This is a genomic window from Lapidilactobacillus concavus DSM 17758 (genome assembly GCF_001435835.1).
GTDB classification, from domain to species: domain Bacteria; phylum Bacillota; class Bacilli; order Lactobacillales; family Lactobacillaceae; genus Lapidilactobacillus; species Lapidilactobacillus concavus.
In genome coordinates this window covers 24,436-43,420 of the sequence record NZ_AZFX01000002.1, presented here as the reverse complement: position 1 = coordinate 43,420, position 18,985 = coordinate 24,436, and the positions used below count along the sequence as shown (strand labels likewise).

Sequence of the window (18,985 nt, the reverse complement as noted above, 5' to 3'; positions counted from 1 at the left end):
TTGACCATTTTTTGATCAATCAACATGGGTGGCTAACTTGATTATAAAATTCGCGATAAAAAAATAAAGCCCGTGGATTCAATTATCCTCGGACTTTATCTATTTACTTCATATTAATTGGTTTAAAATTTAGAAAGTTGTTGTGCATTAAGTTTTCGTAATATATTTTTTGCAAGTTCAAGTGCATTTTCGTAATCTTTGTACGCAATAAAGCAATATGGTGTATGTGCGTAACGAACTGGCACGCTAATTACAATTGTTGGTGCACCATTATAGCGATTAATAATTGCGCCATCTTGTCCGCCACCTGTTCTAACCGATCGTTGTACGGGAATATTATTTTCCTTGGCAATGTCTAAAGCAAAACGCTGGAAATGTGGGTTAGTCACAATTGTTGAATCAAAATCGCGCAACATAGGTCCTTTGCGCAGACCAGACTGAATCAAATAGTCTGGCATTACTGTATCATCAGCAGGCGCTCCTTCGAACACAATAGCGAGGTCAGGTTTAATTTTTCGTACGACAACCTCAGCACCACGATCGCCAACCTCTTCCTGAGAGGATAATCCTGCAACGACATCAACATCCAACTTTTCATTAGCCATATCCTTCATGGTAGATGCAAGTAGTGCGGTTCCGATACGATTATCAAACGCCTTACCTAAAAATAATCCGGTCTGCTCGTTATATTCACAGGTGACATCAGGAACAACCGGTGCACCGACTTCAATGCCGTAAATTTCTTCAATCTCTTGAGCACTTGAAGCACCAACATCAATACTGAGCTCTGTTGTTTTTGGTAATCGGGTTCTCTCCTCTGCTGTCATAAAATGTGGTGGTGTACTGCTAACAATTCCGGAAATCCATTCACCGTTACGATTTTGAATTTTAACTTTCTGTGCTGGAATCGTAACTGTTGCCCATCCGCCAACATTAACAAACATCATTTGACCATTTGGCTTGATGGCACGAATCATGAAACCAACTTCATCCGAATGTGCATCTAATTCAACAACTGGTCTCTCTCCATTATTGAATTGATGATTAACGAAAACATTACGCATATGATCTTCAGTAATTTCACCAGTATCCGCAACTTCGCGTTTAAATAAACCGGTAACCTCATCTTCGAACGCTGAGATTCCCCGAGCATTGGAGAGATCTTGAATTAATTTAATTGCTTTACTTTTATCCATTTTTTCAACTCCCATTTGTCATGTTTCACATGAAACATTCTCATTAAGAACAGAATACTTAATCAACCATTTGCTCCATACTTAAGTATACCACGTTTAAAATCCAAAATTGAGCTCTGTTAAGGAAAGGTAAATAACCAACAATTTCATTATAGGATGAATGTTGTTTCACGTGAAACATGAAAAAATTACACTGACAAATGTGTTAGAATCAAGGGGAGATTGAGGTTTAAGCTAAAAATAAAATTAAATCTCGCAATTAATCATTTATATGATATAATATCTTGGGTGCCAAACCCAGGAGATGAAGTTTGCTGGCGCATTTGCGTTTTGAAAACAGACTTGCATCTCCACTTACATAGAAAAAGAGTCATGAAATTAGTGAACACAACTAATTCCATGACTCTTTTATTTCACATTAATTAATGCCAAACATGGTTCAAAACAATTGTTTGCTCTCGATCCGGACCAACTGAAAAAGTGGCATACGGAAGTTCGACTAATTCAGAAATACGTTTTAAATAATTTTGTGCATTTTCTGGAAGATCAGATAATTTTTGTGCTTCGGTGATATCTTCATCCCAGCCAGGAAGTTCTTCATAAACAGGTTCACACTTTGCAATATCGCTAAGACTTGCTGGATAATTTTTGATCAACTGCCCATTCAATCGGTAAGCCGTACAGATCTTAACCGTTTTTAAACCTGTGAGAACATCAATTGAATTCAAACAGAGTTCGGTCACACCTGCAACACGTTTCGAATGGTTCACAACAACTGCGTCAAACCAACCGATTCGGCGAGGACGCTTAGTAACAACACCGAATTCATGCCCGGCTTCACGTATATAATCTCCGATTTCATTCAATTGCTCAGTTGGAAACGGACCAGCACCTACTCGTGAGGTGTATGCCTTAGCGACACCGACAACATGATCAATCATTTTTGGACCAATACCAGCACCAGCAGAAACACCACCAGCTGGATTAGAAGAAGTCACAAATGGATACGTGCCGTGATCTAAATCCAACATGATGCCCTGAGCACCCTCAAATAGTAAGTTTTTGCCATTTTCAAACTCTTGATTCAACAAATAAGAGGTATCCATCACATAAGGTTTTAGTTGTTGCCCATATTCATAGAATGGTTCAAAAATTGAATCGAAATCTAATGGCTCTGCACCGTATATTTTTGTCAGTAATTCATTTTTAAATTTAAGATTAGCTGCTAATTTTTTGGCAAAAATATCTTTATCTAATAAATCAACCATTCGAATCCCCGAACGATCAGCTTTGTCCATATATGCAGGACCAATGCCACGATTAGTTGTGCCAATTTTTTCGTCCTGACGATAATTTTCTTCAGCTTTATCAAGCGCAATATGATATGGCAGAATAAGATGTGCACGATCAGAAATCACTAAGTTATCCGTAGACAGTCCCTGTGATTGAACCCGAGAAATTTCCTCAACTAAAGATTTAGGATTAAGAACAACGCCATTGCCTAACACACAAGTTTTATCGGCATACAGGATACCCGACGGAATTGAACGTAGTTTATACGTCTTATCATCCAGTTTAATTGTGTGACCAGCATTATCACCACCTTGATAACGCGTAATGATATCGGCTTTTTGACTTAAAAAGTCCGTGATTTTACCCTTTCCCTCGTCACCCCATTGAGTACCTACTACAACGGTTCCAGACATATTAGCAACTCCCTTAATTTATTAACACCAAGTTGAATTTTAACATTAAAAGTTTCTATTTTCAATAAAATCCTTATAATCAATCTTTCAAAAATAAATAATGGCATCGAAATCCGAACATTGTTAGGATTTCGATGCCATCTTAAGATTTTTTATTCTTCACGATTAGATACTGAAGCAAATTTATTATATGATTTGACGAAAAGTAGGGGGACCGTTCCTCGAGCACCAGCACGGTTTTTCTCAATAATAACTTCAACTGGGCCAACGTCCTGCTCACCTTCATCTTGTGGCTGAGGAGCGCCTCCTTCTCCATCTGAATCTTCGGGGCGATAATAGTCCTCACGGTATAGGAATGCGACAATATCCGCATCCTGCTCGATAGAACCAGATTCACGAATATCAGATAAAACAGGTCGCTTGTCTTGCCGCTGTTCGACCCCACGAGAAAGTTGAGACAGTGCAATAACTGGCACGTGTAATTCTTTCGCTAATTTCTTCAATTGACGAGAAATCGCTGAAACTTCTTGCTGGCGGTTCTCTTGACCACTCCCCTCAATCAACTGAAGATAGTCTACCACAATAAGTCCCAAGTCTTTTTGTTCTTGCTGCAGACGTCGACATTTTGCCCGAATCTCCGCCATTTTGACGCCTGGAGTATCATCAATATAAATTTTTGCTTTCGATAAACTAGCCATTGCAACCATTAAATGATCCCATTCTTCAGTTGTCAATTGTCCCGTTCGAAGATGATCGGCGGTAATATTTCCCTCTGCACAGATCATACGATTAACTAGTTGTTCGGCGCCCATTTCTAAACTAAAAATAGCAATTGAAACGTTGGAATTTTTGGTACCAATATTTTGTGCGATATTTAAAGCAAATGCGGTTTTACCAACACCAGGGCGAGCTGCCAAAATAATTAACTCGTCTTCATGTAAACCAGCGGTAATCTTATCTAATGCTGCATAACCAGTTGATAATCCGGTAATACTACTATCTTGTTTAGTGAGATTATCAATGTTGGCCATAGATTCCAGTAAAATGTCACTAATCTGTTTAAAGCCATTACGATTGCGATTCTGTCCAACGTCCATGATTTGCTTCTCTGCTTCATCAAGGATAGTCGCAGCATCATCATCTTGTTGATAGCTTTGATTCACGATATGTGTGGCAGTTCCGATTAAACGCCGCAACATTGATTTTTCTTCGACAATCTTCGCATAATACGTCATATTGCGATAAGATGGCGTGTTAGCTGCCAGTTCCGCAATATACGTCGCTCCACCAACATCGTCGAATTGATGACGACTCTCTAATTCGCTACGAATAGTCACAACATCAATCGCATCTTGACGTTCATTAATATTGATCATGGCTTGGAAGATGATCTGGTTTGCTCGACGATAAAAATCGTCAGGAACAAGAAATTCCATAGCATCAATAATTGTATCCGGACGTAAGAAAATAGAACCCAAAACGGATTGTTCTGCCTCTTCACTATGTGGAGGTAGTTGATTTTGTAAATTATCCATGTTTCCCTCTCCGTTGATTCAACTGTGACCTAGTAAAAAGTCTGGCTGAAGAATCGCCAAACTTTCAATCTACATTTTATTCTGCTGTAATGTGTACTCGAATTTTTGCATTAACACCATTGTAAAGCTTAACTGGAACATTTGTATATCCCAGAGTTTTGATTGGCTCTGGTAGATTCAACTTGCGTTTATCGATCTTAATACCATATTGGTCCGCAAGTGCTGTTACGATTTGTTTACTTGGAACGGAACCAAATAATCGGCTATCAGAACCAGCTTTAGACTTAATTGCAACAACTGTTTCATCTGCTTCTAGTTTTTCCTTGATTTGTTTTGCCTCTGCTTTTTCGTTTGCAGCAATTTTTTCCTCAGCTTTTTGTTGTGCTTGTAATTGACTGATGGACTGCGGTGTAGCAAGTTGTGCCTTACCACCCTTAATTAAAAAATTGCGCGCATAACCGTCTGGAACTTCTTTAACTTGTCCACGTTTACCCTTACCACGTACATCTTCGAGAAAAATAACTTTCATTCTAATTACCTCCAGATAATTTATATTGCGCTGGTTAAACAGTCTTCTTAGTAATAATATCAACCAATTGTTTCCGAGCTTCACTGACGGAAATATCGCTGATTTGCGTCGCAGCGTTCGATAAATGACCGCCACCGCCCATTTGTTCCATAATAACTTGAACGTTGACATCGCCAACACTACGTGCAGAAATACCAATGACATCGTCTGAGCGTTTACTAATGACAAATGAAGCATCAATCCCCGAAAGTTTTAACATCGTATCTGCTGCTTGTGCTGCGATAACTGGATCATAAATCTCATCCTCTTCACCTACAGCAACTGCGATATTATACGTAATCATCTCTAGATTATCAATCAAATGATTTCTCTGGATAAATTCGTCCGGATTTTCTTTAAGTAGTTCTTGAACCATGGTATTGTTGGCACCAACTGAACGTAAATAGCTGGCAGCATCAAAAGTTCTAGTTCCAGTTCGCTGAGCAAACGAACGTGTATCCACGGAAATACCAGCTAACATCGCTGTTGCTTCGACTTTATTTAATGGATCAACATCTGTGGGTTGATATTCAAAAATTTCAGCAATTAATTCGCATGTTGAGGAAGCGTACGGCTCAATATATGTCAGCATTGGATTTTCAGGGAACTCTTCCCCACGACGATGGTGATCAATAATGACCACACGCTCTTTTAATCGTTCGTAGAGCTCAGGACTAATTGAGATTGACGGCTTAGAATGATCGACCATAATCAACATACTTTCACTATTGATCATGTTCAAAGCAACTTCAGGCGTTACAATACTCTCACTAATTTCTGGATATTTCTCAATCTCCTGTACTAACCGTTGAACATCGGTATGAATGGAGTTTTGATCTAAAACAATGTGACATTGAATGCCATTCATCTGTGCAATCCGGCGAATTCCCAACGAAGCACCAACAGCATCCATATCTGGACGACTATGTCCCATCACAAATATATCATGTGCTGGTGCAAATAAACCTTGCAATGCTTGGCTAATCATTCGTGCGCGAACCCGCGTCCGCTTCTCCATGGGATTCGTTTTTCCGCCATAAAAATGCGCTTGTTGCCCTTTAGCACGAACAACAACTTGGTCACCACCGCGTCCAAGCGCGAGGTCTAAATTTTCCTGTGAAGTCACTGCTAATTCCGACAGATCATCACTACCGTAAGCAAACCCAATACTTAGTGTCACAGGAAAGTTCTGAACAGAGGTATCTTCTCGAATTTTATCCAGAATCTTAAATTTATTTTCTTCGGCATGTGCAAGCGCCTTAGCATAAGCGAGTACAAAGAAATGATCTTCATCCACGCGTTTCAGAAACATTTGATAACTGGTTGCCCAGTCTGTCAATCGATTCGTCAGATAATTACTCAAGTTTGAGACACTCTGATCATCCATCGCTTGAGTAATTTCATCATAGTTATCAATGAAAATTTGACCAATAACGACTTGCTGATCATTGAAAAGTTGCTCAATCTTTGCGGAACGAGTGACATCTAATAGGTAAAGTGCGCCGGCTTTTTCCTGAACAGTGATTTCAAACTTGCGATTATCCCAGTCGACAACTTTAGTCACTTCATCATCTTTGTGCTGCGTCATTAAATCGACAAGTTGTGGATCAACTTCTTTGATTTGGCGTCCCAAAACACTTTGATCCCCCAAATACTTCTGTAAAGTCGGATTGACCCATTGAATTTCCTCGTTTTTATCAAACAGCATGATTCCAATTGGCATTTGAATCAATGCCTCTTGTTCTCCACGCTTGATTCGATAGGAGAGATCAGAAACATATTTACTCGTGTTCTTCGATAATAATTCAAAACCGTAAAAGATGACACCAATCATCAGAATCATTGCAACCAAAAAGATGATGCCAAAGGTTGGCGCGATAATCAGTGCCACAACACTCGCAATAATTGCAATCCCAATAATCGTTAAAGCAATGATTCTTAATTGTATGTCCGCAAAAAAAGTTGGAATGCTAATTAAACCGCGAATCCAATTAATTATTTTCTTCATAATATCCCTTCATGACATCGTGATTGATTCCAATAGGGTTCTTTCGTTAAAGTTGCGCCTAATTATGTTATATGCCCATTTTACCATAAATACATTGTATTATTCTCAAGGATGGCGTAAAACGACAACCTTGCATGCTATTCATACCTTTAAAATAATTGTTTGCCATCGATGATCTATGACATCAAAAAGACTTCGATTAAATCAATATTAATTATACTTCGATCAAGTTCTCAGTAAACATTCAATCTCCAATAAATAACTGCACCATTAGATTGCCTAAATTTCTCTCTAATTTCGTGCTGAGGCCTCGTTAATTACTTTTAAGTCTAGTTATACTTACTTGATCATCCATCCTCATAGGACGTTTCAGTGCTAATCAAAGCACGTGTCTTATCAGTTTAACAAAATTATTCGATTAGACAATGAAGATATTTAGACTATCATCATCGGGTATTGAACCAAATCATCCCTTTTTTGATATTTCAAATCTATGTTAGTCTTTGAAACATCAAAAAAGAGCTGCAGTCTGCAGCCCTTGAATCATGATGACTATTCTTCACCAACGAATGGTAATAAAGCCATAATTCTTGCACGCTTGATAGCAATGGTTAACTTGCGTTGATTTAAAGCGCTAGTACCAGTTACTCGGCGTGGTAAAATCTTACCTCTTTCAGAGATAAAACGTTTCAACAGTTCTGTGTCTTTATAGTCGATATATTCGATATGGTTAGCAGCGATGAAGTCGACTTTACGACGACGACGGTTACCACCACGACGTTGTTGTTGAGCCATGTAGGTTTCCTCCTCTCAAGCGTTCTTAAGTTTAATTGTTAAAATGGGAGATCATCGTCAGAAATATCAATTGGTTCACCAGTATTTGCAAATGGATCATTCGTTGCAGTATCCACCGGTGAATTCTGACTTTGATTATTTTTAGGTGCTGAAAAGCTGTTACTATCACCCGAACTAGCTGGATGGCTGTTTGCCGAGCCATTACTGCTACCCTTTGGTTCAAGTAACGAGAAGTTGTCAACAACGACTTCAGTGACATAAACACGCTGGCCTTGTTGGTTATCGTATGATCGTGTTTGAATCCGACCTTCGACACCGACCAAGGAACCCTTGTGTGTAAAGTTAGAGAAGTTTTCAGCCGACTTACGCCAGATCACACACTGGATAAAATCAGCTTCCCGCTCTCCCTGGGCATTTGTAAATTGACGATTAACGGCAACGGTGAAAGTTGCAACCGCAGTACCACTACCGGTGTAACGCAACTCAACGTCTTTAGTTAGTCGGCCAATAAGTACTACACGATTAATCATTTAAAAATCCCCTTTCGCTAACAAAAACTATTCTTTGTCTTCACGTTTAACGATCATTTGACGTAAAACAGCTGAGTCGATTTTTGCAAGACGATCAAATTCATCGATTGCCTTAGAATTGTCAGCCTTAACGTTCACGATATGGTAGATACCTTCACGGTAATTCTTGATTTCGTAAGCGAGACGTCGCTTAGACCAATCTTTAGAATCAACCACTTCAGCACCATCGCTACCTAAAACTTCATCGTAATGTTTAATCAAAGTGCTCTTTGATTCTTCATCAAGATCAGGCTTAATGATATAAGTAACTTCGTAAAAAGCTTGTGCCATGTGTTACACCTCCTTCTGGACTATTGGTTCTTATCTACTAAGAACAAGGAGTAAGCAAGTCATTCAGCCTGCTCACAAGCTATTAGTTTATCATAGATAAGTCATTTAGACAATAAAAAATCGTTTTGTCGACTAAAGAACCTTGAGTTGGTTACGTCTTTATATACAACAAAACGATCTATTATTTTTTTGAAGTTAATTAATCTTCGTGATCTTCAGTCGGATCATCTGGTGCTTCAGCTCGATCGACCAATTCTTGAACATCAGCTGGTAACTCGTGAGATTCCTCAGTATCTGGTACTTCTAGCTGTTCGGAATCTTCGGTTCCCACTGCATCCGATTCATCAGAATCTGCTGTAATTTCGCCTGGATCTTCATGATCAACCTTCGCTAACGTTGCCACCTTGGTGCCATTATCAACTTTAATCAGACGAACACCCAGAGTCGCACGTCCAGTTTGAGAAACATTTGCCACTGGGAATCTAATTAAAACACCTTCAGTTGTAATCAACATCAGATCCTCGCTCCCATTGACAACCGTTAAGCCGGCTAGTGGTCCGTTTTTAGCAGTGATGTTAGCTGTCTTGATACCTTTACCACCGCGACCCTTGATTGGATATTCAGAAACAGCCGTGCGCTTGCCATAACCATTCTCAGAAATTGTCAAAATTTCTTGATCAGGGGTCAATACAGCTGAACCGATCACATAATCTTGATCTCGTAATCGAATACCACGAACACCTGCGGCAGTTCTACCCATTGATCGAACAGATTCTTCGTTAAAGGAAACCGCATAACCAAGATGCGTCCCAATCAAAATATTCTGTTTACCATCAGTCAACAGAACATTAGACAGCTCATCGCCATCCCGCAACGTTAACGCACGCAAACCATTCGCACGAATATTTGAAAACTCACCAACGGTCGTTCGCTTAACTGTACCCAATCGAGTAATAAAGAATAAACTATCTTCATCGTCAACATCATGCACATTAATGACGGTTTCAACATTTTCGCCTGTGTCAATGCCCAATAGATTAATAATTGGCAAGCCTTTCGCCGTACGTCCGTATTCGGGAATCTCGTACCCTTTTGCACGATAAACTTTACCTGTATTTGTGAAGAACAACAGTGTGTCATGCGTTGAAGTGTAAATCAACTGCTCGATAAAATCATCATCGTGCACACCCATGCCTTGAATGCCACGACCACCACGATTTTGAACTTTGAATTCTGTTGCAGGGAGCCGTTTGACGTAACCGTTATGAGTCAACACGATCATGACATCTTGCTCTTCAATCAAGTCTTCATCCTCAAGACTCAGTTCTTCACCAACTAAAAGCTCCGTTCGACGTTCATCGCCAAAGCGCTTCTGAATTTCCAAGAGCTCTTCATAAATAATCTGGTCAATACGTTCTGGACGTGCCAAGATGTCCTCTAAGTCAGAGATTGTTTTCAGCAGCTCATTGTATTCAGCCTCGATTTTATCGCGCTCCAAGCCCGTTAAACGAACCAGACGCATATCAAGGATAGCCTGTGACTGTTTATCACTCAATCCGAAACAATCCATCATCGTGTTCTTGGCGATATCACCCGTTTCAGAACCACGAATAATCTTAATGATTTCATCAATGTGATCTAGCGCAATCCGCAAACCCTCAAGAATATGAGCACGTGCTTTAGCCTTCTTTAAATCAAAAGCTGTTCGACGGCGAATAACCTGCTCTTGATGTTTCAAATAATACTGAAGAATTTCCTTCAAGCTTAATTGTTTAGGCGCACCATTGACAATTGCAACCATGTTAAATCCGAAGGTTGTCTGCATAGGCGTCATCTTGAATAAATTATTTAAAACAACAGACGCGCTGGTATCGCGACGCACATCAATAACGACACGCATCCCTTCACGATCAGACTCATCAGTTAAGTCGATGATGCCATCCAAACGCTTATCGCGTGCTAACTCAGCAATCCGCTCCACTAACTTAGCCTTATTGACCATGTATGGAATTTCATGAACAATAATTCGTTCGCGTCCATTTTTTAAGGTCACAACCTCGGTTTTGGCGCGAAGAATAATTGTTCCCTTGCCCGTTTCATAGGCTCGCCGAATGCCAGACTTACCCATGACAATACCACCAGTTGGAAAATCAGGTCCGGGAACAGCCTCCATTAGGTCAGCGACTGTCGCATCTGGATTTTTCATCAACAAGTGAATTGCGCTGATGACTTCTGAGAGATTATGTGGTGGAATATTCGTCGTCATTCCGACAGCAATACCCGTAGCACCATTGACAAGTAAATTAGGAAAACGTGCAGGTAAAACGACCGGCTCGCGTTCAGTCCCATCATAGTTAGGCTGAAAATCAATGGTATCTTTGTTGATATCACGCAACATTTCAACAGCAATTTTACTCATCCGTGCTTCGGTATAACGCATTGCGGCTGCACCATCACCATCGACGGAACCAAAGTTACCATGACCATCAACCAACATATAGCGATAGCTAAAATCCTGAGCCATTCTGACCATCGACTCATAAATTGCCGAGTCACCGTGGGGATGATACTTACCCATAACATCACCGACAATTCTGGCTGATTTCTTATAAGGTTTATCTGGAGTTACTCCCAATTCATTCATGCCATATAAAATACGACGATGAACTGGTTTTAAACCGTCACGCACGTCAGGTAAAGCTCGCGCGACGATGACACTCATCGCATAGTCCAAAAATGAATCGCGCATGGTTCGAGATAAATTCACCGTATCAATGCGTCGATCTTCAAATTCTGCCATTTATTCGCAAACTTCCCTTCTAAACGTCCAAGTTTTTCGTATATTTAGCATTAGTTTCAATAAATTCACGACGTGGTCCGACATTATCGCCCATCAACATTTGGAAAACACCATCTGCTTCCTTCGCATCAGTGACTTGAACACGATCCATGCGTCGATTCTCTGGATTCATGGTAGTGGTCCACAACTGTTCAGCATCCATTTCACCTAAACCTTTGTAACGTTGAATCACTGGTTTTGGAGAGGCAGGTAATTGACCAACTACTTCGTCTAATTCTTCATCTGAATCGATATACCGCATGAATTTTCCTTGACGAACTTGATATAGAGGTGGTTTGGCGATATAAACATAGCCAGCCTCAACAACTGGACGCATGTAACGATAAAACAAGGTCAGCAGCAGCGTGCGGATGTGCGCACCATCGACATCTGCATCGGTCATGATGATCAACTTATGATAACGCGCTTTGCCCAAATCAAAATCACTACCAAACCCAGTACCCATAGCCGTAAATAGCGTTCGAATTTCTTCGTTAGCTAAGATCTTTTCCATCGATGCCTTTTCAACGTTCAAGATTTTCCCACGAATTGGCAAAATAGCTTGCGTTAACCGAGAACGCCCTTGTTTTGCAGATCCACCGGCGGAATCACCCTCGACGATAAATAATTCAGAAATTTCGGGATCTTTACTTGTATTATCGGCTAGTTTCCCAGGAAGATTGCTGATTTCAAGCCCAGACTTTTTACGTGTGACTTCACGCGCATGCTTTGCAGCCAGACGCGCTTTTGCAGCTAATTGGCCCTTCTCGACAACTTGTTTGGCAACTGCAGGGTTCTCCATCAAGAACTTCGTAAACGTCTCAGAAAACATCTTATCGGTAACGCTACGAGCATCTGAATTACCTAACTTCGTCTTGGTCTGACCTTCAAACTGTGGATCCGGATGTTTGATAGAAACGACAGCCGTCATTCCCTCACGCACATCATCACCTGACAATTTGTCCTCATTCTCTTTAACAAGGTTAGACTTGCGCCCATAATCATTGATAACTCGCGTCAAAGCCGCCTTAAATCCGGCTTCGTGGGTCCCACCTTCATAAGTATGAATATTATTCGCAAATGTTAGCAAGTTGGAATGAAAATCATCTGTGTACTGCAAGGCGACTTCAACCGTAATACCATCCTGCTCGCCCTCTACATAAATTGGCGTTGGAAAAATAACGTCCTTGCCTTCATTCAAGAATTCAACGTAACTACGAATACCACCAACATAATGATATTCAATTCGTTCTGCAGTTGCAGCACGCTTATCTGTAAAGGTTAATTTTAATCCCTTATTTAAGAATGCTAATTCACGTATTCTTGTGTTTAAGATTTGATCATCATAAATCGTTGTTTCGGTAAAGATATCTGGATCTGGTTGAAAATGAACCTTAGTCCCGTGCTCATGTTCTGGCGCATCACCGATGATTTTCATTTCAGTATTTACTTTGCCACGAACAAAATCCATATAGTAACGCTTGCCATCACGTGTGACCGTGACATCGAGCATCGTCGATAACGCATTAACAACAGAAGCGCCAACGCCATGAAGTCCACCAGAAACTTTATAACCGCCACCGCCAAATTTACCGCCGGCATGAAGGATCGTAAAGACTGTCTCTAAAGCTGGACGTCCCGTCTTCTTTTGAATATCAATTGGAATACCACGACCATCATCTGTCACGGTAATACTATTATCTGCTTCAACAACCACATCAATAACTGATGCAAAACCGGCTAAAGCTTCATCGATCCCATTATCAATAATTTCCCAAACAAGATGGTGTAATCCTTGTGAGCTCGTAGAACCAATGTACATCCCAGGCCGTTTTCTAACAGCTTCTAGTCCTTCAAGAACTTGAATTTGGCTCGCATCATATTCACGGGCCCTTTCTTCTTTTTCTTCGATTTTTTCTTCTTCAGTTTCTTCACTGGTTGTTGGTTTATTTTCGTCGTTCAATTAAGTACCTCCTCAATAAATCAAGCGATTCTGAGTATATCGTGATGTGACTACTGTTGGACAATTTGCCCCGAATTAACGTTGAAAGTTGTCGGTTTGCCAATAATATCCTTTGCAACACCATCCAAACTCGTTGTCGTTAAAAAAGTCTGGACGCGATGATTGATTGTCTGCAATAAATGAGTCTGACGAATATCATCGAGCTCAGATAAAACATCGTCTAATAGTAAAACGGGTGCTTCACCCGTTTGTGCGCGCATTAATTCAATTTCTGCTAATTTTAAACTTAAAGCGACTGTTCTTTGCTGTCCCTGTGAACCAAATGTTTGAACATTTTTGCCATTTACAATAAAAGCCACATCATCTCGATGCGGTCCTAAAACAGTTGTTCCTTGTTGTAACTCACGTTTCTGCAACTTCTGATACTGTTTTTTTAAGTATTGGTACAGTTGTTCTGAACTTTCGATTTCAGCAACAGGCACAACGGTTTGATACTGAAATGCAAGATTCTCTCGCTGCTGAGTTATCTCACGGTGCTGTTGACTGGCAAAAGTTTCCATCTGCTTAAAGAACTCACACCGTGCCCAAATAATCTCTGCACCAAAACCCGCTAATTGATCTGATAAGACTTCCAGATAGACAAGATCTTTTGCTTGACCATGTTGCAAAGAGCGTAAATATAAATTTCTTTGCTTCAAAATATTTCGATATTGGGTGATGTTGTATAAATACTGCTGATTAACCTGGCCAAATTCCATGTCGATAAATCGGCGTCGAATAGCCGGCGATCCTTTGACGAGGCCCAAATCTTCTGGGGCAAATAAAATAACATTCAATTGTCCAACGTATTGTGATAATCGGCGCTGTTCAAGATGATTAACTTTAGCACGCTTGCCTTGATGGCTAAGCACAATTTCTAAAGGTAACCGGCCCACACGACGCTGCACAATTCCTGATAACTTCGCAAAATCATTTCCCCATTGAATCAACGACTTATCATCATTTGTTCGGTGCGAACGAGCTAATGATAAAACGTAAACTGCTTCAAGCAAGTTCGTCTTACCTTGAGCATTTTCGCCAATTAAAACATTGATTTGCGGTGAAAAATCAATCACCAAGTTATCATAATTGCGAAAGTGAGTTAGCTCAAGGTGTTCTAAATACATCTCAGGCCTTCACAATTTGGAATTCTTCGCCAGAACTTAATTTGACCACGTCACCGGCGTGCAATTTTTTACCACGACGATCTTCGGGTTCACCATTATAGGTTACAGGAAAATCATGTAGATAAAACTTCGCCTCACCACCACTTCCGATGATGCCTTCCTCTTTCAACAATTGAGTCAATGTCAAATAATCTGCGGTCAATTTAACCTGTTTCAAAAACATCGCCCCTATCAAAAAAATAGTAATTCATATTTAAATTATACCTTTTATTTGATCAAAAGTACAATTTAAATGGCAATATTAACCTTCTAGAGCGTATTTAACCTCAAACAATATATTTAGCCCAAAAAAGCTAAAATTGCTGAAAATGTATTTTATGACGTTTCTAGAAGATACCATGCGAAATGTTGAATCTATACTGGCAATATTGTCTGGAATTAAAATAGCTAATTAAAAAAGAGCAAATTAAACGACGAATCGTTAAATTTGCTCCCTAGTCGATAAAAAATGCTAGTTTTATCAAATCTATCTTAAATTCACTTATTTATTGTTTTAACTAAAAAGTTCTGACCGGTGTGATCAATTGAACATAGTAATCACCGTCTTCAGAAGGAACAATCGTGAATGGCCGCAGATTAGTCGTGAACGCCAATTTGATTTCTGTGGCACCACAAGCACGCAGAGCATCCTTTAAATAATCAGGGTTGAAAGAAATATCTAATACTTCACCCGTTAAGGCGGTGAAACTTAGATTTTCTTCGGCATTACCAACATCTGGCGAATTACTTAACAGCGTCGCTTGCTTATTTTCGGCATTTAGTTGAAGACGAACAACATTATTACGACTTTCGTGTGACATCACTGAAACACGATCGACAGAAGCTAGCAATGTGGCAGCGTCAATTTGCATGATAGTGGTTGAATCTGTTGGAATTAGACGAGTTGTATCTGGATAATTTCCCTCAAGTAAACGTGAGTAGAATTTCGTTGATCCAAAGTTGAATAACACTTGATTATCTGTGATTTTCAAGTGAATCTCATCTTGAACGTCTGCAAGCATCCGCGCTAATTCTCCTAAACTCTTACCAGGAATGACAAAATCATAATTGCCAGCCACTGGAAGATCAAGTTTACGTTGAGCTAATCGATGACTATCTGTTGCAACTGCTAAGAGACCATCGGCATTGATCATGAAATGAACACCCGTCAAAATTGGACGACTTTCTTGAGCAGAAACAGCTAATACAGTTTGGTTGATCAACCCACGGAAAACTTCAGATGAAAATTCAAGTTCGGTTGCATCTGTGATTTCTGGTAAACGCGGATAGCTATTCGCATCAAATCCAATAACCGTAAATTCTGAGACCGAAGAAGTCAGAACGACTTGAAAATTATCCTTAACTTCAAAGGTAAATGTTTCGCCAGGTAGCTTTTTAATGATTTCACTGAAGAAACGTGCGGTCAAAATAACTGAGCCAGTTGATTCAATCTGGAGTTTCATCGATTCATCAGTGACAGGGATGAATGTTTCGATGGAAATATCAGCGTTGCTCCCTGTTAAGTTAAGCCCTGAATCCGTTAAATCAAATTTAATACCAGTCAAAATTTGAATAACTGTTTTTGAAGGGACTGCACGTAAAACATTACTAAGTTGACGCATAAAGCCAAGGCGATCAATCGTGAATTTCATAAGGAATCCTCCTGAGGTTAATAGTTATTATATAAAAGATTTTAAAGTATTAGTAATAGGCCCTGTTGATTCTGTGGATAACTAAAATTAACGTAACGATTAAAAGTTTTCCACTGTGGATAAGTTGTGAAGAAATCTGGGGATGATTTTAGGAGTTATCCACAAGCTAGCCGCGGAGTAATTTTTTCAAGTCACTGAGTTGTGATTGCAATTCGGAATCGTGTTCTTGATCTTTAGCAATCTTTTCGTGAGCGTGAATAACAGTTGTGTGATCTTTGCCTCCAAATTCTTTACCGATTTTGGGCAAGGAATTGTCCGTTAATTCTCGTGACAGATACATGGCAATCTGTCTAGGAACAACGATATTTTTCGTTCGTTTCTTACCTGTTAATTCGCTGACTTGCAATCGATAATACTGTGCGACAACTTCTTGAATCTTGCTGATGGATAAACCATGTTGATTGGTGATATCTTTCAATCCTTTGAGTGCAGCGACTGCTGTTTCCAGAGTAATATCGATTTTGTTGATAGTGGCATAGGCTTGAACGCGGACTAAAGCTCCTTCTAATTCTCGAATATTGGTATCAATTTGCCCAGCAATATAACTTAGTGTCTGATTGTCGATTTCAAGACCTTCAGCAATTGCCTTATTGCGCAAAATGGCTATCCGTGTTTCCAAATCTGGTGGTGTAATATCCGCAGACAAGCCCCACTTAAATCTTGAAACTAAACGATCTTCAAGTTTAGGAATATCACTAGGAATACGGTCTGAAGTTAGTACAATCTGTTTTTTATTCTCGTAGAGTTTGTTAAAAGTATGGAAAAACTCCTGCTGTGTAGCCTCTTTGTCTGCAAAAAACTGGATATCATCAACGAGCAACAAATCAACAGAACGATATTCACGACGAAACTCTTCTTGCCGACGTGTTTGAATTGAGTTGATAAAATCGTTGGCGAACTCTTCACTAGTCACGTATTTAACTTTTGCATTTGGATTACGTCGAATGACTTCATGCCCAATCGCCTGCATTAAATGGGTCTTACCTAAACCAACGCCACCATAAATATTTAAGGGATTATAAACCTGGCCAGGTTCTTCGGCAGCTGATAGTGCAGCAGCCTGCGCTAGATAGTTACCTGCGCCGATTACGAAATTATCAAAAGTATATTTGTCATTTAAATGAGTATCATGCGAATAAACTAACCCTTCTGGAAACTTGTCAGTATCAGTATCGATGTCAACCACTTCTGAGTCGTTCGCTTTCTCATTAGGGACAATGAGAGCAATTTGCAGTTCGCGCCCACTAAAATCGCGTAATAAGGCGGTAGCCTCTTTGAGTAGATTGCGTTCCCAATAATTGCGATGAAACGGTGATGGTAACTCTAATGTCAGGGTATCATCCGTTAATTGGATTGGTTTGACTTGGGAGATCCAGGTTTCATAACTGACGGGTTCGAAGGTTTTTTTAAATTCTGCATCAATTTGATTCCATAACAGTTGTTCGTTTGCCAAAAACGTCACTCCTTTCGTAAAAAGTCTGTGGAAAGATAACTTAAGTTTAGCATTCTATAAAAAAGTTTTCCACAGATTTTTTAAAAAGCGAAAATATTATGCACAGGCTGCTAAAAATCTGTCCACAGCTTGTGCATAAATAAAGCGAAATTTTTATTGGTTATGAATTATGCACAGGTAGTTGTGAGTTTAAAAGACACGGGAAATAAAAGTATTGGATGTTTTCCACAGTTTTAACAGGCCTGTGCAAAACTTACTCACGGGTACGTTAATAACTTGGAATCATTCACAAACCTTGTGGATAACCGTAGAGCGTTTATCTTGTTATCCTCAAGCTAATTCACCGTAAAAAAATATAATTGTGGATAACTTTTAAAATTATCCGTTACTTTTATAGAAAAAAGTGCTGAAATTAGTTTCTTTTTAGTATTGACTATGCTAATATATTTAGGTAATTGCGCTTGAAGAAAGTATCTATAATTATCTTCATGGTGTATTCACTGTTTAATCTAGGAGGTGCAACACACATGACAACTAAGAGAACTTATCAACCAAAGAAACGTCATCGTCAACGTGTCCATGGCTTCATGAAACGTATGAGCACGAAGAACGGCCGTAGAGTATTAGCAAGACGCCGTAGTAAAGGTAGAAAAGTTTTATCTGCTTAAGGCCACTGAGTTCAGTGGTTTTTTTATTTATTATTTTTAGAAAACGTAACGACATTTATAAGGGATTGGGTCGATTTCATGCGTAAGACTTACCGTGTAAAAAGTGAAAAGGATTTTCAACGCGTATTTGAAGCTGGGCAGTCGGTAGCAAATCGTAGTTTTGTGATTTACCGAATGGATAAGCCAGAGCAGCCTCACTTTCGTGTTGGGATTTCTGTAGGCAAAAAAATAGGACATACTGCTGTCAGTCGCAATCGAATTAAGCGTTATATTCGGCAAAGTCTGCATGAGCTTGATGGTGACCTCAAACAGGATGTTGATTTTTTAGTGATCGCTCGAAAGAATGCTAAAAATTTAAGTATGAAAGAGACTAAAAGTAATCTCATCCATGTGTTAAAATTAAGTCAGCTTTTGTCGCAAGACGATTCATCAGCAAATTAAATTTGTGAGGAAAAATAAGTGAAGAAACGTTCGCAA

General features: G+C 39.6%; 16 protein-coding genes. 2 read left to right on the top strand and 14 right to left on the bottom strand.

Annotation, left to right across the window (positions count from 1 at the left end; translation table 11 throughout):
* Window positions 1-122 precede the first annotated feature (122 nt).
* The 14 genes from FC15_RS00440 to dnaA all read right to left on the bottom strand — a co-directional run bounded on the left by FC15_RS00440 (window position 123) and on the right by dnaA (window position 17,840).
* Complete coding sequence (locus FC15_RS00440) at window positions 123-1,196, bottom strand: M42 family metallopeptidase (RefSeq protein WP_057822811.1); 1,074 nt, start codon at window positions 1,194-1,196, stop codon at window positions 123-125.
* A gap of 422 nt (window positions 1,197-1,618) precedes the next feature.
* Entirely contained in the window at window positions 1,619-2,902 is a 1,284-nt protein-coding gene (locus tag FC15_RS00435) for an adenylosuccinate synthase (protein WP_057822809.1), read from the bottom strand.
* A 152-nt stretch (window positions 2,903-3,054) separates the two neighbouring features.
* Complete coding sequence (gene dnaB / locus FC15_RS00430) at window positions 3,055-4,437, bottom strand: replicative DNA helicase (protein WP_057822807.1); 1,383 nt, start codon at window positions 4,435-4,437, stop codon at window positions 3,055-3,057.
* A gap of 76 nt (window positions 4,438-4,513) precedes the next feature.
* Window positions 4,514-4,966 carry a 50S ribosomal protein L9 gene (gene rplI, locus FC15_RS00425; protein ID WP_057822805.1) on the bottom strand — a complete coding sequence of 151 codons (453 nt, stop codon included), beginning with the start codon at window positions 4,964-4,966 and terminating at the stop codon, window positions 4,514-4,516.
* A 34-nt stretch (window positions 4,967-5,000) separates the two neighbouring features.
* Entirely contained in the window at window positions 5,001-7,013 is a 2,013-nt protein-coding gene (locus tag FC15_RS00420; protein ID WP_057822803.1) for a DHH family phosphoesterase, read from the bottom strand.
* Between the two features lie 552 nt (window positions 7,014-7,565).
* On the bottom strand, window positions 7,566-7,808 hold the full coding sequence (rpsR, locus tag FC15_RS00415; RefSeq protein ID WP_057822801.1) for a 30S ribosomal protein S18: 243 nt from the start codon (window positions 7,806-7,808) through the stop codon (window positions 7,566-7,568).
* A 38-nt stretch (window positions 7,809-7,846) separates the two neighbouring features.
* Window positions 7,847-8,338 (bottom strand): single-stranded DNA-binding protein, encoded by a 492-nt coding sequence (gene ssb / locus FC15_RS00410; RefSeq protein WP_057822799.1) that lies wholly within the window; start codon window positions 8,336-8,338, stop codon window positions 7,847-7,849.
* Window positions 8,339-8,365: 27 nt separating this feature from the next.
* The gene (rpsF, locus tag FC15_RS00405; RefSeq protein ID WP_057822797.1) at window positions 8,366-8,668 is read right to left on the bottom strand and encodes a 30S ribosomal protein S6; all 303 of its coding nucleotides are present in this window, start codon (window positions 8,666-8,668) and stop codon (window positions 8,366-8,368) included.
* A 199-nt stretch (window positions 8,669-8,867) separates the two neighbouring features.
* Window positions 8,868-11,468, bottom strand: coding sequence for a DNA gyrase subunit A (gene gyrA / locus FC15_RS00400; RefSeq protein WP_057822795.1), 2,601 nt, complete (start codon window positions 11,466-11,468; stop codon window positions 8,868-8,870).
* A gap of 19 nt (window positions 11,469-11,487) precedes the next feature.
* Window positions 11,488-13,470 (bottom strand): DNA topoisomerase (ATP-hydrolyzing) subunit B, encoded by a 1,983-nt coding sequence (gyrB, locus tag FC15_RS00395; protein WP_057822794.1) that lies wholly within the window; start codon window positions 13,468-13,470, stop codon window positions 11,488-11,490.
* A gap of 50 nt (window positions 13,471-13,520) precedes the next feature.
* Window positions 13,521-14,636 (bottom strand): DNA replication/repair protein RecF, encoded by a 1,116-nt coding sequence (recF, locus tag FC15_RS00390; protein ID WP_057822792.1) that lies wholly within the window; start codon window positions 14,634-14,636, stop codon window positions 13,521-13,523.
* Between the two features lies 1 nt (window position 14,637).
* Entirely contained in the window at window positions 14,638-14,853 is a 216-nt protein-coding gene (locus FC15_RS00385; RefSeq protein ID WP_235803296.1) for an RNA-binding S4 domain-containing protein, read from the bottom strand.
* A gap of 340 nt (window positions 14,854-15,193) precedes the next feature.
* Window positions 15,194-16,327 carry a DNA polymerase III subunit beta gene (gene dnaN, locus FC15_RS00380; RefSeq protein ID WP_057822787.1) on the bottom strand — a complete coding sequence of 378 codons (1,134 nt, stop codon included), beginning with the start codon at window positions 16,325-16,327 and terminating at the stop codon, window positions 15,194-15,196.
* Window positions 16,328-16,493: 166 nt separating this feature from the next.
* Window positions 16,494-17,840 carry a chromosomal replication initiator protein DnaA gene (gene dnaA / locus FC15_RS00375; RefSeq protein ID WP_057822784.1) on the bottom strand — a complete coding sequence of 449 codons (1,347 nt, stop codon included), beginning with the start codon at window positions 17,838-17,840 and terminating at the stop codon, window positions 16,494-16,496.
* Window positions 17,841-18,367: 527 nt separating this feature from the next.
* On the opposite strand from dnaA, the gene rpmH reads away from it, so the two are divergent.
* Entirely contained in the window at window positions 18,368-18,508 is a 141-nt protein-coding gene (rpmH, locus tag FC15_RS08920) for a 50S ribosomal protein L34 (protein ID WP_083479007.1), read from the top strand.
* Window positions 18,509-18,586: 78 nt separating this feature from the next.
* Complete coding sequence (rnpA, locus tag FC15_RS00370) at window positions 18,587-18,949, top strand: ribonuclease P protein component (protein WP_057822782.1); 363 nt, start codon at window positions 18,587-18,589, stop codon at window positions 18,947-18,949.
* Window positions 18,950-18,985: the final 36 nt, after the last annotated feature.

Excerpts from the sequence above, each read along its gene's own strand:
- FC15_RS00420 (WP_057822803.1), bottom strand. The coding sequence starts at position 7,013 with ATGAAGAAAATAATTAATTGGATTCGCGGTTTAATTAGCATTCCAACT.
- dnaN (WP_057822787.1), bottom strand. The coding sequence starts at position 16,327 with ATGAAATTCACGATTGATCGCCTTGGCTTTATGCGTCAACTTAGTAAT.
- FC15_RS00440 (WP_057822811.1), bottom strand. The coding sequence starts at position 1,196 with ATGGATAAAAGTAAAGCAATTAAATTAATTCAAGATCTCTCCAATGCT.
- rpmH (WP_083479007.1), top strand. The coding sequence starts at position 18,368 with ATGACAACTAAGAGAACTTATCAACCAAAGAAACGTCATCGTCAACGT.
- FC15_RS00435 (WP_057822809.1), bottom strand. The coding sequence starts at position 2,902 with ATGTCTGGAACCGTTGTAGTAGGTACTCAATGGGGTGACGAGGGAAAG.
- rpsR (WP_057822801.1), bottom strand. The coding sequence starts at position 7,808 with ATGGCTCAACAACAACGTCGTGGTGGTAACCGTCGTCGTCGTAAAGTC.
- gyrA (WP_057822795.1), bottom strand. The coding sequence starts at position 11,468 with ATGGCAGAATTTGAAGATCGACGCATTGATACGGTGAATTTATCTCGA.
- recF (WP_057822792.1), bottom strand. The coding sequence starts at position 14,636 with ATGTATTTAGAACACCTTGAGCTAACTCACTTTCGCAATTATGATAAC.
- rplI (WP_057822805.1), bottom strand. The coding sequence starts at position 4,966 with ATGAAAGTTATTTTTCTCGAAGATGTACGTGGTAAGGGTAAACGTGGA.
- ssb (WP_057822799.1), bottom strand. The coding sequence starts at position 8,338 with ATGATTAATCGTGTAGTACTTATTGGCCGACTAACTAAAGACGTTGAG.
- rnpA (WP_057822782.1), top strand. The coding sequence starts at position 18,587 with ATGCGTAAGACTTACCGTGTAAAAAGTGAAAAGGATTTTCAACGCGTA.
- dnaB (WP_057822807.1), bottom strand. The coding sequence starts at position 4,437 with ATGGATAATTTACAAAATCAACTACCTCCACATAGTGAAGAGGCAGAA.
- rpsF (WP_057822797.1), bottom strand. The coding sequence starts at position 8,668 with ATGGCACAAGCTTTTTACGAAGTTACTTATATCATTAAGCCTGATCTT.